Origin of the sequence: Idiomarina tyrosinivorans (assembly GCF_003987475.1) — a bacterium.
In the GTDB taxonomy this organism is placed as follows: Bacteria; Pseudomonadota; Gammaproteobacteria; order Enterobacterales; family Alteromonadaceae; genus Idiomarina; species Idiomarina tyrosinivorans.
Map to the genome: position 1 here is coordinate 1 of NZ_PIQH01000007.1, position 13,832 is coordinate 13,832.

The following is a 13,832-nucleotide window of genomic DNA, read 5'->3' on the forward strand; positions in this document are numbered from 1 at the left end:
GAACAGTTTATGTCTGGCGGCCATAGCGGTGTGGCACCACCTGAATCCATTCCGAACTCAGTAGTGAAACGCACCAGCGCCGATGGTAGTGTGGGGTTTCCCCATGTGAGAGTAGGACACCGCCAGATTTCAAATAAATAATCCCTCGTGCGCAAGCACGGGGGATTTTTTATTTTATGGCCTGTGGCCTACGTAGCCTGCCGCTACCGCGGCAGGGCATCGACATCACCCGCCGCTTCCCCGATCTCTGATCACCGAACACCGAAAAACCCCAAACATCGCAAACCCCAAACATCGCAAACCCCCAAACATCGCGGAATTCCCGTTGCAATAGCAACAGGCTACGGCATAGCAACAGGCTACGGCATAACGGCATCGCGGAATTCCCGTGCGGTAGCCTGCCGTTATCACGGCAGGACATCGACATCACTCGCCGCTTTCCCGATCTCTGATCTCCAAACACCGCAAACCCCGAACATCGCGGAATCCCTGTTGCAATAGCAACAGGCTACGGCATAACGGCATCGCGGAATTCCCGTGCGGTAGCCTGCCGTTATCACGGCAGGACATCGACATCACCCGCCGCTTCCCCGATCTCTGATCCCCGAACATCGACAATCCCGAACACCGCGGAATCCCTGTTGCAATAGCAACAGGCTACGGCCGCATCGCGGAATTCCCGTGCGGTAGCCTGCCGCTACCGCGGCAGGACATCGACATCACTCGCCGCTTTCCCGATCTCTGATCTCCAAACACCGCAAACCCCGAACATCGCGGAATTCCTGTTGCAATAGCAACAGGCTACCCCCCGTTCCGTAGCCTGCCGCTACTGCGGCAGGACATCGACATCACCCACCGCTTCCCCGATCTCTGATCTCCGAACACTGACAACCCTAAACATCGCGGAATTCCTGTTGCAATAGCAACAGGCTACCGCATAGCAACAGGCTACGGCATAGCAACGGGCTACAGCATAGCAAAGGGCTAGGGTACAGTTGCGGGCAACGTGATACATTATGGTGTTGGGATATCGGCATTTAGGGGTGACTTATGCTTTGGCGCAATAGTTCTCAGGTTTATGGTTTGGTGGCGGTACTATTTCACTGGTTATCAGCGCTGGCGATCTATGGCTTGTTTTTCCTAGGTTGGTGGATGCTAACGCTAACCTATTATGACCAGTGGTATCACTTGGGGCCTTGGTGGCACAAATCTATTGGTGTTTTACTATTGCTGGCGACCCTGTTGAGGGTGCTATGGAAGCTAATAAACCCCTCCCCTGTGTTAGAAGGTGGACGTTGGGAACGTATCGGCGCACGATTTGGACATCTATTGCTGTATCTCCTATTATTCGTGGTGTTAATAAGCGGCTACCTTATCCCTACCGCCGAGGGTGAAGGGATTGCGGTGTTCGATAGCATCACCTTTCCGCCGTTTTTTAGCGGCCTCACCTATGACTCGACCCTGATTGGAAAAATTCATTGGTATAGCGCTGTTATTTTAGTGATCCTTTCGCTCGGTCATGCACTATTTGCGATAAAGCATCATTGGTTTGATCAGCGTGACACGCTGCTACGAATTTTTGCAAAACAACGGAGAAAATCATGAAAAAGACCTTATTAGCGACCGCTCTCGTATTGTCCGCGACGCTGCTTGCACCAGCCCAAGCGGCTGATTACAAAGTGGATACCGAGGGCCAACACGCGTTTATCCAATTTAAAATTCAGCACTTGGGGTACAGCTGGCTATTGGGCGAGTTTACCCAATTCAGTGGCAACTTCAGCTACGATGAAGCTAACCCAGAAGCCGCTAAAGTGATGATGACGATCGACACAGGTAGTATTGATTCTAATCACGCCGAACGTGATAAACACTTACGTAGCGATGATTTTCTGTATGTAGAAAAGTATCCACAAGCGAAATTTGTGAGTACAGCCTACATGCCAAATGGCGATGGCACGGGGACCTTGAAAGGTGACTTAACCTTACGTGGTGTCACTAAGTCGATCAGCATTGATGTCAATGAAGTGGGTGCAGGCCCGGATCCTTGGGGCGGCTATCGTCGCGGATTCGAAGGAACGACCACGCTGACCTTGGCGGACTATGGTATTGATTACAATCTTGGTCCCGCCGCGAAGACCGTAGATATGTACTTATCTATTGAAGGCGTGCGTCAGTAGGCACATTCCCTACCCGATAAAAACGGCCCCAGCACTTAGCTGGGGTTTTTTACATTGAAGGCTTGTTGGTAGGCTTTCGCTGCTGCTTGCGACTCATGCAAAGCGAGATGGATGTCGCCTAGCAGTCGATAGCGTTCTGCAGTTGGGTAAACCTGTAACGCTTTGTTCATGGCTTTTTGGGCAAGCTCCGCATCGTTTGCCGCCAGCGCCAAACGAGCAAGTGCAGCCAGCGCAAAATGGTCTTCTGGTGTTGCTTTCAAGTGGCTCTGAACATAGCTGATAAGCTCTGTGTCTGGGTAACGGAAGAGTTGCCGCTCACTGGGTTGTTCAAAGTTGAAAACCGCTTTTTTCAATCCTTTTAATAGCACTTTAGCGGCGATGCCCTGCTCTCCTAGGTGCTGTAACGCGCGGATATACGCCAGTCGAATCACTGCATCGTTACGTTGCGCCTTTTTAAGGCTCTGCCAGCGTATTTTCAGTGTATCTCCACCTTGCTGACCAAGTTCAATGAACCATGCGCAAAATATTCGTTCGCGCATCGCACTGTCGATCAACTCCGCTGCCAGCAGTTGGTCAACATATGGCCGTAACTGTGCAGGCTGCTGTGCAAACAGTTGTAACGCTAGCGAGAGTAGTTCGATATCGTCCGGATGTTTTTCTAGGGTTTGCTGTAATAGCCTTGCAGCTTGTTGTGGTGATTGTTTTGCGGCCTCGCGAATCGCCAATTTTTGTTGCTGCAGCGGGCTCGGTTTGATGATGTCACCGAGCTCTTGGTATAAGCGACGCATTAGCTCAGGGTCGTCCAATTGGTCGGCAACCAAGCATTGCAACAAACGTCTTTCGTCGGTGTGTTCCAGTGCCAGTGCCTTTTTCAGTTTTTCTAACGCAACACGAGGCTGCTTTTCTATTAGTGCTTGAATAGCCTCTAATGCCAGCGACTTGGCTCGTTGCACTTTACGCTTACGCATCCAACGGCGACCAATAGCCGCGCGGTGAACAACTGCCTTAATCAGGCCTGCCACTAATAAGATTATGATGGCGACGATAAGCAGGCTTAACACGAAGCTGACGACGGTCATTTCTACCGAGTAGCCCAGGAATTGCACGAGAATATAGCCGCTGTTATCGATGATATAGGGGCCAACCATTACTCCTACGAGTAACAGTGCAAGTAATATTAGCAAGCGTCTCATGCACTACCTCCGCGACTAAGCAGTTGCTGAATTCGCTGTAGAGACTGTAACTGTTGCGGGTAGTGGCTAACGATATCGTGTTTTGCTAGGCCGTTGACGCGCTCTAGTAGATCGTCCCGCGCTGCCGACTGTTGGAAAGTCTCCGGCGCGAGTTCGGTAATTTGCTGTAATGCTTGCACATAGACTTCTGGCTGTTCCATCGCTACCGCTTGTTGGGCTAACATAAATAGCGATTGGATTTGCTGTTGCCGCAATGCCAATAGCTGTGGTGATGGCAATGGCTTGGCCTTTTCAGTACTCGGTTGAATACGAATGAACTGATCTAAGAAAGCATTCCAATTACTCAAGAAATTCGTCTTCCAGTCGCTCCATGACGCGGAGGTCTGTTGTTGCTGATTACTCTCTTGCGTGGCCTTGGTTGCGTTAACCAGGTTGAGCTGTTGGCTACGCTTAGCTAAGCCGCGTAGCGTCAATTGTAACTCAGTGGTATCTCGCTTTGGCAGAGCTTCCAATATGGCGATATCATCGGCGATGTCTTGTCGCACGGCGATAGCCTCAGGTTGTTCAATGGATGCGATTTGCGCATCCGCTTGGTGTAACCACTGAATGGCCGCCGCGCTGTCGTGGCTAACCCATAGCGCTCTTGCGGCAGCACTGATCCACTGTTTCGCCTCTAACCAGCGCCATTGATTCGGGCGCTGTTCGGTAAGCGTGTCTAGGCGTTTCAACACTCGTTGAATACTGTTGTCTTGTGCTGCCAACGCCTGACTGAGCTGTTGTTGTTGATCAGCCAGTTGTTGCCACTGGCTTTGTTGCTGTTGCAGCTGCTGCAGTTGTTGCTGTAGTTGCGTTACGCTGTGCTGGCTAGCATATTGTTGGCGTTGTTGAAGTTGCTGTTGCACACTGCTGAGTTGTTGGTTAAGCCCTTGCCAGCGCGGCCAAAGGTAGAAATAACCGGCTGCGGCAATGCTAGCGAGTAGCAGTAGCCATAGGACAATGGCGACGGTAACAGGCCGTGCAGCCGACGAGCTTGAGGTTGTTGTTGCCTCTTGCGGTGCTGAGGCTTCAGCTTGGCTGGTGGGTTTTTGTTCGTCAGTCATGGGTTATTGTCCATTTGTTGTAAGGCTTCAAGCATAGCAGTTTCTGTGGCACTACCTGTTATAACGATATTGTCTGATTGCGAGCTAGGAATCAACGCCGCAATCCGCGCGCTAGGAACAACCCAGCGGCACTGCTGTAGCCACGAAATAGCTTGCCGAGGCATTCGAGAAAGGAAGCTACCCAGTTGTTCGGCACTGGAAACCACAATGGTATCGACGGCTTCATGCCATTGCTGGTACAACGCGTCACCATCCACCGCTTTTGCTTGGCGCTGGTAGACCTCCCAATAGTGAACGGCGGCACCGCGCGCAATCAGGCTATCACCCAATAGGTTGCGACCGCCGTTGCCGCGAACAATGAGCCACTGTTGTGCTGGTGTACGTTGCAGTTCAGCTAGCCTGAGCAAGCCCTCGCTATTGTGCTGACTATAAGGACAGGTCACTGCGTGATGGATAACGTTTGCCGCATGCTTTGCCGTGCCGGGACCGACTGCAAAGTAGCGCGTATTCGGCCAAGAGTAGGAAGTCATTTGCTGGTGCGAAAAGTCGACGGCATTTTGGCTGACGAAAATAATCCCATCCCAGTGTTTCGCTAGGACAACAGGGTCTCCGGCTTGTGGTAACTCAGTGATGGTCAAAAAGCTATACAGCAAGTGCGGCAGGCTCAAATCGTTGAGCTTTTGCTGCAGAACCTGCTGTTGATTATCCGGACGAATAATCAGCGCTTTTTTCATTTATTCCTCAGCGTAAACGGCAGCAAGGATTTCTCCCGCGCCTTGTTTAAGGAGTTTCTCTGCAAGCGCTATACCCAAGGCTTCAGGGTCTGCGGTTGAGCCACTGATGTCGTCTTGGAGCAATGTCTTACCATCTGGACTCCCGACCACCCCACGCAGGAACAGTTGCTGGTCGTGGATCTCTGCATAGGCGCCGATAGGCACCTGACAGCCACCTTCCAAACGGCGATTCATGGCTCTTTCGGCCAACACGCGGATGCGAGTTTGCTGACATTCCAACGGTTTTAGAAGGCTTTTCACGCGTTCGTCATCTGCTCGGCACTCGATACCGAGGGCACCCTGGCCATTAGCGGGAATGGACTGCTCTACTGGAATAAAGCTGGTGATGCGGTCACCCAGTTCTAACCGAATTAATCCAGCCGCCGCCAAAATAATGGCATCGTATTGGCCATCATCGAGCTTCGCTAAACGGGTTTGCACATTGCCGCGAAGGTCTTTAATGGTCAGATGCGGGTATTTAGCCATAATCTGACATTTGCGCCGTAAACTACAGGTTCCTACAACAGCGCCTTCAGGCAGTTGATCCAGGTTTTTGTAGTGATTGGATACGAATGCATCGCGTGGATCTTCGCGCTCACAAATGGTGTGCAATTCTAAACCTTCGGGAAATTCTACCGGCAGGTCTTTCATCGAATGCACCGCAATGTCCGCACGCTGTTCTAGCATTGCCACTTCAAGCTCTTTAACAAAAAGCCCTTTGCCACCAATTTTAGCCAACGGGGTGTCTAGGATGACGTCGCCACGGGTAGACATTGGCAGTAGCTTCACCACTAAATCGTTATGGATTTGCTCCAGCCGTGACTGAATAAACTCGGCTTGCCACATTGCTAACTTACTTTTGCGAGTGGCGATCACTAACTTCTGACTCACTGCTGACTCCCTGCGACCACTTCGAACGGGTGCTCTGCTAAAATGTTTTGTTGGTTATCAACCACTAAGACGCGCCAATTGCCGGTCCAGTCGTGGCGAATTTTCTTACTTGAATAGGTTCTCCAACGCCCGCTGCCAATCGTCAAATTTACCTCAGCCATCAGCTTATTTTGATAAAACCACAAATGCTGGATTTTGCTGTCAGGACGACCCACAATTTCAGTAAAGAACGCGACTTGCGCAACGGGCTCAGTCACCACGACGTGTTCCAGCTTATCTACTGGCTCATGGTTTTCCACCGCCGAAGTGAGTTGTGCGCGAGCTACGCTATCGTCGAAAGTGTCTTGGGCAAATGCGTTGCCGGTGAACAGCAGTAACCACGCTGTTATAGCGATAGTCAGACAGTGGCGCATAGGTTCCGCTCCGTTACTGTTGTGGCGCTAGGGTGATTTCGGTTTCGGCTTGTTTGCTGGCAGCATCAGACAACAATGCCCATAGCTCAGAGCCGGTACGATTATCAATCCATTGCCCCGAGCGGTATTCAAAGTGGTGACCGTTGAACTTGGTGGCAACCCATACTTGTTGCAGTGGCGGCTGCTTGTTGATCACCATTTTGGTGTTGTTGGGAAACGTCAGTTCCAGAATATCGCCGCCAGATTCGAAGTCGATATCCACACCGCAATCTTCTATAGCTTCTTCGATATCGAGTAAGACTTGATCGGCGAGTTCGTGGTATTCATTGTCGTTCATGACAACTCCTGTTAATGACATTTACTGATAGCAGTGCGATGATAACAAATATCACCAAAAAGAACGTCTAAAAAGTGTAGCGATGTTTGCCAAGAAAGTAATAATTTCATGTTTGATAGCCGCGGTTTTTGCGATTGCCGGTTGTGGTCAAAAGGGGCCGTTACAACTGCCTAAACAACCGCAACAGAACCAACCCCAACAAACGCCTGACGATGATGGACAGCAGCATTCATGAACCGCGTGTGCCATTACCGAGACGGAGTATTGTGGCTGGACGACTTCCGGGCGCGTGATTTAGCGCAGCAGTTTCAAACACCGCTTTATGTGTACTCGGAACAGACCATAATCGATCGCTGGCTGCGTTTCGCTGATGCTTGGCCAGCACCACATCGCATTTGTTATGCGGTAAAAGCTAATAGCCATATTGCTATTTTGCAACTGATGGCACGCTTGGGCGCGGGTTTTGATATTGTTTCCCAAGGTGAACTAGAGCGAGTTCTGGCGGCAGGCGCAGAGCCCGCGACCGTGGTATTTTCTGGGGTAGCAAAATCTGCCGAAGAAATTCGTCGCGCCCTGTCTGTGGGCATTGGCTGTTTTAACGTTGAATCACAGCAAGAGTTGCAACGCATTGAAGCCATTGCTTCCGATATGGGGAAAGTGGCTAACGTTTCTATCAGGATTAACCCAAACGTTGATGCGGGAACCCATCCGTATATCTCTACCGGCTTGAAAACCAATAAATTTGGTATCGATTATGAGCTTGCCGACGCCGTTTTTGATTACGCTGCGCAAAGCCCAACACTCAATTTACAGGGTATTGATTGCCATATTGGTTCACAAATTACCGAGCCTGCGCCATTTTTAGATGCAGCCAAGCGCATGTTCGCCTGGGTCGATAAACTCGCGAAACGTGGCATCGCCATCTCTCATCTCGACCTAGGGGGTGGCTTTGGGGTGCCTTATCACGACGAAGCAGCCTTCCCGACAGCAGAGTACTTGCAGGGCTTGCTAGGCTTGGCAAAAGATTATCCACAATTAACCCTCATGCTCGAGCCAGGACGATCATTAGTTGCTGAGGCAGGTGTGTTACTGACCCGCGTAGAGTATGTAAAACACTCCACAGAAAAGCGTTTTGCCATTGTCGACGCCGGCATGAACGACCTATTGCGACCCGCGCTTTATCAGGCCTATCACGCGATACTGCCAGAGCGTGAGGAACAGCAGCTGGGGCAAGTGACGGATATTGTTGGACCAGTTTGTGAAACTGGAGACTTTTTGGCTCATGCTCGTCATTTAGCCGTTGCGCCTGGGGATCTGATTGCTGTCGCTAATGCCGGTGCTTACGGCATGAGTATGAGTTCTAATTATAATAGCCGTAGACGTCCCGCGGAGGTATTGCTGCAAGGCCAACAGGCAAAATTGATAACCGCACGTGAACAGTATTCGCAACTGTGGCAGCGCGAGCAACTTGTGTATACCATGCAGAGTGACGAGGGAGAGGCTTAACCGATGTTATTACAGTTCTCAAAAATGCATGGGTTGGGAAACGATTTCATGGTGGTGGATAACGTTTCGCAAAATTTATATGTAAACCCAGAGCAAATTAGGCAGTGGGCGGACCGCCACCGAGGCATTGGTTTTGACCAGTTGCTGTTAGTGGAACCCCCTTACGACCCAGATTTGGATTTTCATTACCGCATTTTTAACGCAGATGGCAGTGAAGTGTCGCAGTGTGGTAACGGTGCTCGCTGTTTCGCTCGCTTTGTGAAACTCAAAGGGCTGAGCAATCGGCACCATTTAAAGGTCAGCACTAAAGCCGGGCAATTGACGTTACACCATGAGAAAGATGGCGATGTGACGGTGGATATGGGAGAGCCAATTTTTGAACCGGCAGCGATTCCATTTAAGGCAAACAAAACGGAACAGACCTATATTTTACGCGACGCAGACGAAACCATCCTTTGTAGCGTGGTGGGTTTAGGTAATCCCCATTGCGTGATTAAAGTGGACGACGTGAAGCAGGCGCCGGTCGCCGAGTTGGGTGGACGCCTAACCAAGCATGAACGCTTTCCAGAGCAGGTGAATGTTGGATTCATGCAGGTGGTGAATCGGAATTTGATTCGCTTGCGCGTTTTTGAACGCGGTGTCGGAGAAACCGAAGCGTGCGGCAGTGGCGCCTGTGCCGCAGTGGTTGCGGGAATTTTACAGGGTGAGTTAGACCCACAAGTGACGGTTGAACTGCCCGGTGGGAAATTACAAATTCGCTGGCGCGAGGGTTCGGTAGTGAAAATGACTGGGCCTGCAGAACATGTTTTTGACGGACAATTACGCTTATGAAAAACGACTCTTCCAGCTTGCCTGGTAACGCACAGATTGACGATAGCTTTATTCGCGAATATTTGCAGGAGAACCCTGACTTTTTTATTCGCAATGACGACCTATTGGATCAGCTTACCTTGCAGCACCAACAGAAAGGCGCAGTTTCGCTGATTGAGCGACAGCAACAAAAATTGCGCGAACGGGTGCGTACATTAGAAGAAGAAATTACCTCGCTAATGGCAGAAGGAGCCCGTAATGATGCGCTGTTCAAAAGCTACAGTGACCTTTATGTCCGTTTATTAAAGAGTGCAAGTTTAGAGCAAGCGCTTGCAGAGCTGCGGAAAACCTTCGCTGAAGAGTTAGGAATGCCTGCGTTGACCTTGAAGTTTTTCGATAGTCCGCTGGAAAACAACGTCCAAGTTGCCATTATTAGCGATGCGCAACGCGAGTTAATCGCCGACCGGTTGCATGAACAATCGGTCTATCTGGGGCGTTTAACCGCGCGTGAACAGCACTTGTTATTCCCCGAGGAAAACATTGGCTCAGTCGCGTTACTGTTGTTGGGTGATGAGGGTGAAATGGGCTTGTTAGCCATAGGTAGCCACGACAGTCATCATTTCGATCCATCCATGGATGCGCTATTGATTACGCAATTGCAGGCTTTGTTAGGCGCATTGTTGCCGAGTTTACTGGACCATGACCACGCTTAATGATGCGGTTTTGCAATTTGTTCGTCACCTAAAAGGTGAGCGAGGCTTAGCTGAGCTCACCATCAAAAACTATCAGCGCGTACTCACGCGTGATCAAGCAGCATTAGCCGAACAAGGCATCGAGCAATTGGACGAGCTCACGCCATTTGCGATGGAGCGCTTGCTGATTGGTTGGCGAAAGCATGGCTTAGGCGCGCGCAGTATTGCTTTGCAACTCTCCAGTTGGCGGACATTTATTGCCTTCATGCAAGCTCGGCTAGGATTGTTGAACGATCCACTACAGGGGTTAAGTGCTCCCAAAGCCCCAACCCGATTACCGAAGAATTTGGATGTTGATAGCATTAGTCAGTTACTCAATATGCCTGACGACGATATTAGTATCCGCGACAAAGCGATGATGGAGTTGTTCTATTCCTCCGGACTGCGTTTGGCTGAGTTAGTGTCGTTAGATATTGATGATTTGGATATGCGCCATCAACAGCTAAGAGTGACCGGGAAAGGCCAAAAAACGCGAATTTTGCCATTCGGAAGACATGCAGCGAACGCTATAAAAGGGTGGATAAAGGTGCGCGCTAATTGGTTGAATGGCAAAGCCACTGTCGCGTTATTTATTAGTCAACGATGCCAGCGTATCAGCCCGCGAACTGTTCAAGCTCGGTTAAATTACTGGGGCAAAAGGCAAGGCGTGCAGGGGCAATTGCATCCACACCAGTTGCGCCACTCGTTTGCGACACATATGTTGGAATCCAGCGCCGACCTTCGCGCCGTACAAGAGTTGTTAGGCCATGCTAACCTAACCACCACGCAGGTATACACGCACGTGGATTTTCAACACTTAGCTGACGTTTACGACAACGCGCACCCACGGGCAAAACGTAAATCAAAAAAGTGAGCCGTAACCGATGAAATTTTTTCGTCGCCCAAAACCCGTTAAAGCGATTAGCTTTGACCTCGACGATACGCTCTACGACAACGTTCCAGTGATGCTGAATGCGGAACAACAAGTACAAGCGTTTATTCAGCAGCGTTACCCCAGCTTGCGCGATTGGCGGATAGAAGACTGGCGAGCGTTGCGGCTTGAGGTAATGCAACGCTATCCAGAGCTGGCAACCAATATGACTGAGTTGCGTTTGAAAACGCTTGCCATTGGCCTGGAGAAAAGCGGCGAGCAGCAAATAGAGACACATGCCCAACGCATCATGGAAGAATTTTTGCGCCACCGAAACGCGGTGACTATCAGTGCCGAGACGCACCAGTTATTAACGCGGCTAAAGCAACGTTATCCACTGTTTGCCCTAAGCAATGGCAATGTTAATGTGGATGAAATTGGCTTGGCCGACTATTTTAGTGCAGTTATTCAACCCTCAGTCAGCATCCGCGGTAAGCCTCATGAGGACATGTTCAAGCTGGCACAAAGCTATTTACCGGATATTCCAGCATCAGCGTGGTTGCATGTTGGCGATCATCCAGTTTCTGATGTGGTCGGTGCGCAACGCGCAGGTTGGCAAACCGCTTGGTTTAACGATGGTCTCGGCAGGCCAGAGCACTTACGGGTGTTACCGACGATTGAGTTATCTCGAGTGACGGATCTACTCGATATTCTCTAAACCGATAACTGGTTGCATATACAGTATCCGATCATTACACTTTGCGGTAGTTCAGCCATTTGCCAAAAGGACCCTCCCGATGAGCCAACATCCCCTATTAGATGGACTCAACGATAAACAACAACAAGCGGTCAGTAATGATGACAGCCACTTGTTGGTGCTTGCCGGAGCGGGGAGTGGGAAAACGCGAGTGCTTGTGCACCGGATAGCGTGGCTTATTCAGCAACGGCAGTTTTCGCCCTACAGTATTTTAGCCGTTACCTTTACCAATAAAGCAGCGGCGGAGATGCGCGGCCGCGTTGAACGCTTACTTGGCAGTAACGTTCGTTCAATGTGGATTGGTACCTTCCATGGTTTGGCGCATCGATTGCTGCGAGCGCATTACATGGACGTAGGGCTACCGCAAAACTTCCAAATCATTGATAGTGACGACCAGCAACGCCTGATAAAACGCTTAATTAAGTCGTTGAACTTAGATGACAAGCGTTGGCCCGCAAAACAATCACAGTGGTATATCAACGGCAAAAAAGACGAGGGCTTGCGGCCGCAACATATCGATACGTACGACCCTACAGAGCAGACGCTGAAGCAGATTTATCAGCTTTATCAGGAGAGCTGTGACCGCGCTGGATTGGTTGATTTTGCTGAGTTACTGCTGCGCGCCCACGAGTTATTGCGGGATAATCGCACGGTAAGGGAACATTACCAGCGGCGCTTCCGCCACTTGTTAGTTGACGAGTTTCAAGATACCAACTCGATTCAGTATGCGTGGGTACGATTGCTGGCTGGAGAGCAGAATTCGGTGACAATTGTTGGCGATGATGATCAGTCGATTTATGGTTGGCGCGGCGCGCGGGTGGAGAATATCCAGCAATTTTTAGACGATTTCGCTGGCGCTAAAACCATTCGGCTAGAACAAAACTACCGCTCGACCGCAGCGATATTGAATGCCGCTAATGCCGTTATTGCTAATAACTCCGACCGCTTAGGTAAAGAGCTGTGGACCGACGGCGACGATGGCGAGCCTATTGCGTTATACGCAGCGTTCAACGAAATGGAAGAGGCACGTTATATCGTCAGCCAAATTATGGCTTGGCAAGAGCAAGGTAATGCCTACCAAGATGCCGCAATTCTGTACCGCAGCAACGCCCAATCGCGCGTGTTAGAAGAGGCGCTATTACACCAACGTATTCCTTACCGGATATACGGCGGCTTGCGTTTCTTCGAGCGCCAAGAAATTAAGGACGCGCTGGCCTATTTACGCTTGCTGGCTAACCGCGATGATGACGCGGCTATCGAACGGGTTATCAATACGCCCAGTCGCGGTATTGGTAATCGCACCATGGATATGATCCGGCAAACGGCGAGAGATCGACAGCTATCTTTGTGGGATGCGGCTAACCTCATGGTGTCGGAAGCGATGCTGTCGGGTCGCGCGAAGAACGCGGTGGCGAGCTTTATTGAGCTAGCAACAAGGCTTGATGACCATACTATCGATTTCTCGTTGGGTCGAATAGCCGATGAAATGATCAAGCAAAGCGGGCTGCTTGCGATGTATGAGGCGGAAAAAGGCGAGAAAGCAGAAACGCGGGTAGAAAACTTAAAAGAATTAGTCAGCGCCTGCGAAAACTTCAACTTAGACGATACTGAGCAAGAGCAAATGACACCGTTAGCGGCGTTCCTTGCGCATGCCGCACTAGAGGCCGGTGAAGAGCAGGCTGACGAATACCAAGATGCGGTGCAATTGATGACCTTACATAGCGCAAAAGGGTTGGAGTTTCCGTTAGTGTTCATGGCGGGGGTTGAGGAAGGGTTATTCCCCTCACAACAATCGATGGATGAGCCAGGTCGGTTAGCGGAAGAACGTAGGCTTTGCTATGTTGGAATGACTCGAGCGATGCAAAAGTTGGTGCTTACTTACGCAGAACAACGCAGAATCTACGGGCAAGAGCACTTTCATACCGTAAGCCGATTCGTGCGCGAGATGCCAGCAGACAGCGTTTATGAAGTTCGAGCTCAGGCCACGCCTACCAAAACAGAGTCATACGGTCGCTTCCATCACTCGGTTAGCCATGAAACCTTTGAGCAAACCGGATTTAGTTTGGGACAACGCGTACGTCACCAAAAATTCGGCGAAGGCACTGTACTGAACTACGAGGGGTCAGGTCCGCAAAGCCGTATTCAAATTAATTTTGATAACGTCGGTAGCAAATGGCTAGTGGTCGCCTATGCGCGTTTAGAACCCGCGGGTTTTTGATCTACTCGTATTGCGAGGCCGTATCTAGCACTACCATTCAATACTCAAGGAGTAT

15 protein-coding genes and 1 rRNA gene are annotated in these 13,832 nt (G+C 50.4%); 10 read left to right on the forward strand and 6 right to left on the reverse strand.

Annotated features, from left to right (window positions below; genetic code table 11):
• Nucleotides 1-12 precede the first annotated feature (12 nt).
• The 3 genes from rrf to CWI84_RS07890 all read left to right on the forward strand — a co-directional run bounded on the left by rrf (nt 13) and on the right by CWI84_RS07890 (nt 2,177).
• Nucleotides 13-128 (forward strand): 5S ribosomal RNA (gene rrf / locus CWI84_RS07880).
• Between the two features lie 922 nt (nt 129-1,050).
• Nucleotides 1,051-1,605 carry a cytochrome b gene (locus CWI84_RS07885; protein WP_126842048.1) on the forward strand — a complete coding sequence of 185 codons (555 nt, stop codon included), beginning with the start codon at nt 1,051-1,053 and terminating at the stop codon, nt 1,603-1,605.
• Entirely contained in the window at nt 1,602-2,177 is a 576-nt protein-coding gene (locus tag CWI84_RS07890) for a YceI family protein (protein ID WP_126842049.1), read from the forward strand. The genes CWI84_RS07885 and CWI84_RS07890 overlap by 4 nt, the downstream gene beginning before the upstream one ends.
• 35 nt (nt 2,178-2,212) lie before the next feature.
• Here CWI84_RS07890 and CWI84_RS07895 read toward each other — a convergent pair whose 3' ends face one another.
• From CWI84_RS07895 to cyaY, 6 genes are read right to left on the reverse strand one after another with little or no spacing between them, the layout of a single operon-like run.
• Nucleotides 2,213-3,370, reverse strand: a complete 1,158-nt coding sequence (locus CWI84_RS07895; RefSeq protein WP_126842050.1) for a heme biosynthesis HemY N-terminal domain-containing protein — start codon at nt 3,368-3,370, stop codon at nt 2,213-2,215.
• Nucleotides 3,367-4,470, reverse strand: coding sequence for a uroporphyrinogen-III C-methyltransferase (locus CWI84_RS07900; RefSeq protein ID WP_126842051.1), 1,104 nt, complete (start codon nt 4,468-4,470; stop codon nt 3,367-3,369). The genes CWI84_RS07895 and CWI84_RS07900 overlap by 4 nt, the downstream gene beginning before the upstream one ends.
• Nucleotides 4,467-5,204 (reverse strand): uroporphyrinogen-III synthase, encoded by a 738-nt coding sequence (locus CWI84_RS07905; protein ID WP_126842052.1) that lies wholly within the window; start codon nt 5,202-5,204, stop codon nt 4,467-4,469. The genes CWI84_RS07900 and CWI84_RS07905 overlap by 4 nt, the downstream gene beginning before the upstream one ends.
• On the reverse strand, nt 5,205-6,134 hold the full coding sequence (gene hemC, locus CWI84_RS07910; RefSeq protein WP_126842053.1) for a hydroxymethylbilane synthase: 930 nt from the start codon (nt 6,132-6,134) through the stop codon (nt 5,205-5,207).
• The gene (locus CWI84_RS07915) at nt 6,131-6,547 is read right to left on the reverse strand and encodes a DUF2914 domain-containing protein (RefSeq protein ID WP_126842054.1); all 417 of its coding nucleotides are present in this window, start codon (nt 6,545-6,547) and stop codon (nt 6,131-6,133) included. The genes hemC and CWI84_RS07915 overlap by 4 nt, the downstream gene beginning before the upstream one ends.
• Nucleotides 6,548-6,560: 13 nt before the next feature.
• Nucleotides 6,561-6,884, reverse strand: coding sequence for an iron donor protein CyaY (gene cyaY / locus CWI84_RS07920; RefSeq protein WP_126842055.1), 324 nt, complete (start codon nt 6,882-6,884; stop codon nt 6,561-6,563).
• A gap of 82 nt (nt 6,885-6,966) precedes the next feature.
• Between cyaY and lptM the strand changes: the two genes are divergently transcribed.
• The 7 genes from lptM (at nt 6,967) to uvrD (ending at nt 13,777) form a co-directional block, all read left to right on the forward strand.
• The gene (lptM, locus tag CWI84_RS07925; RefSeq protein ID WP_126842056.1) at nt 6,967-7,119 is read left to right on the forward strand and encodes an LPS translocon maturation chaperone LptM; all 153 of its coding nucleotides are present in this window, start codon (nt 6,967-6,969) and stop codon (nt 7,117-7,119) included.
• Nucleotides 7,116-8,390 (forward strand): diaminopimelate decarboxylase, encoded by a 1,275-nt coding sequence (gene lysA, locus CWI84_RS07930; protein WP_126842057.1) that lies wholly within the window; start codon nt 7,116-7,118, stop codon nt 8,388-8,390. Before lptM ends, lysA begins: the two co-directional genes overlap by 4 nt.
• A 3-nt stretch (nt 8,391-8,393) precedes the next feature.
• Nucleotides 8,394-9,221, forward strand: coding sequence for a diaminopimelate epimerase (gene dapF, locus CWI84_RS07935; protein WP_126842058.1), 828 nt, complete (start codon nt 8,394-8,396; stop codon nt 9,219-9,221).
• Nucleotides 9,218-9,913 carry a DUF484 family protein gene (locus CWI84_RS07940; protein ID WP_126842059.1) on the forward strand — a complete coding sequence of 232 codons (696 nt, stop codon included), beginning with the start codon at nt 9,218-9,220 and terminating at the stop codon, nt 9,911-9,913. Before dapF ends, CWI84_RS07940 begins: the two co-directional genes overlap by 4 nt.
• Nucleotides 9,900-10,805 (forward strand): tyrosine recombinase XerC, encoded by a 906-nt coding sequence (locus CWI84_RS07945; protein WP_126842060.1) that lies wholly within the window; start codon nt 9,900-9,902, stop codon nt 10,803-10,805. The genes CWI84_RS07940 and CWI84_RS07945 overlap by 14 nt, the downstream gene beginning before the upstream one ends.
• Nucleotides 10,806-10,815: 10 nt before the next feature.
• Complete coding sequence (locus tag CWI84_RS07950) at nt 10,816-11,520, forward strand: HAD-IA family hydrolase (RefSeq protein WP_126842061.1); 705 nt, start codon at nt 10,816-10,818, stop codon at nt 11,518-11,520.
• A gap of 79 nt (nt 11,521-11,599) precedes the next feature.
• Nucleotides 11,600-13,777 carry a DNA helicase II gene (uvrD, locus tag CWI84_RS07955; protein ID WP_126842062.1) on the forward strand — a complete coding sequence of 726 codons (2,178 nt, stop codon included), beginning with the start codon at nt 11,600-11,602 and terminating at the stop codon, nt 13,775-13,777.
• The last annotated feature ends 55 nt before the right edge of the window (nt 13,778-13,832 follow it).

What these genes read in the sequence shown, in the direction of transcription:
- CWI84_RS07885 (WP_126842048.1), top strand. Translation starts at nt 1,051, where the DNA reads ATGCTTTGGCGCAATAGTTCTCAGGTTTATGGTTTGGTGGCGGTACTA.
- CWI84_RS07890 (WP_126842049.1), top strand. Translation starts at nt 1,602, where the DNA reads ATGAAAAAGACCTTATTAGCGACCGCTCTCGTATTGTCCGCGACGCTG.
- CWI84_RS07895 (WP_126842050.1), bottom strand. Translation starts at nt 3,370, where the DNA reads ATGAGACGCTTGCTAATATTACTTGCACTGTTACTCGTAGGAGTAATG.
- CWI84_RS07900 (WP_126842051.1), bottom strand. Translation starts at nt 4,470, where the DNA reads ATGACTGACGAACAAAAACCCACCAGCCAAGCTGAAGCCTCAGCACCG.
- CWI84_RS07905 (WP_126842052.1), bottom strand. Translation starts at nt 5,204, where the DNA reads ATGAAAAAAGCGCTGATTATTCGTCCGGATAATCAACAGCAGGTTCTG.
- CWI84_RS07915 (WP_126842054.1), bottom strand. Translation starts at nt 6,547, where the DNA reads ATGCGCCACTGTCTGACTATCGCTATAACAGCGTGGTTACTGCTGTTC.
- cyaY (WP_126842055.1), bottom strand. Translation starts at nt 6,884, where the DNA reads ATGAACGACAATGAATACCACGAACTCGCCGATCAAGTCTTACTCGAT.
- lptM (WP_126842056.1), top strand. Translation starts at nt 6,967, where the DNA reads ATGTTTGCCAAGAAAGTAATAATTTCATGTTTGATAGCCGCGGTTTTT.
- lysA (WP_126842057.1), top strand. Translation starts at nt 7,116, where the DNA reads ATGAACCGCGTGTGCCATTACCGAGACGGAGTATTGTGGCTGGACGAC.
- dapF (WP_126842058.1), top strand. Translation starts at nt 8,394, where the DNA reads ATGTTATTACAGTTCTCAAAAATGCATGGGTTGGGAAACGATTTCATG.
- CWI84_RS07940 (WP_126842059.1), top strand. Translation starts at nt 9,218, where the DNA reads ATGAAAAACGACTCTTCCAGCTTGCCTGGTAACGCACAGATTGACGAT.
- CWI84_RS07945 (WP_126842060.1), top strand. Translation starts at nt 9,900, where the DNA reads ATGACCACGCTTAATGATGCGGTTTTGCAATTTGTTCGTCACCTAAAA.
- CWI84_RS07950 (WP_126842061.1), top strand. Translation starts at nt 10,816, where the DNA reads ATGAAATTTTTTCGTCGCCCAAAACCCGTTAAAGCGATTAGCTTTGAC.
- uvrD (WP_126842062.1), top strand. Translation starts at nt 11,600, where the DNA reads ATGAGCCAACATCCCCTATTAGATGGACTCAACGATAAACAACAACAA.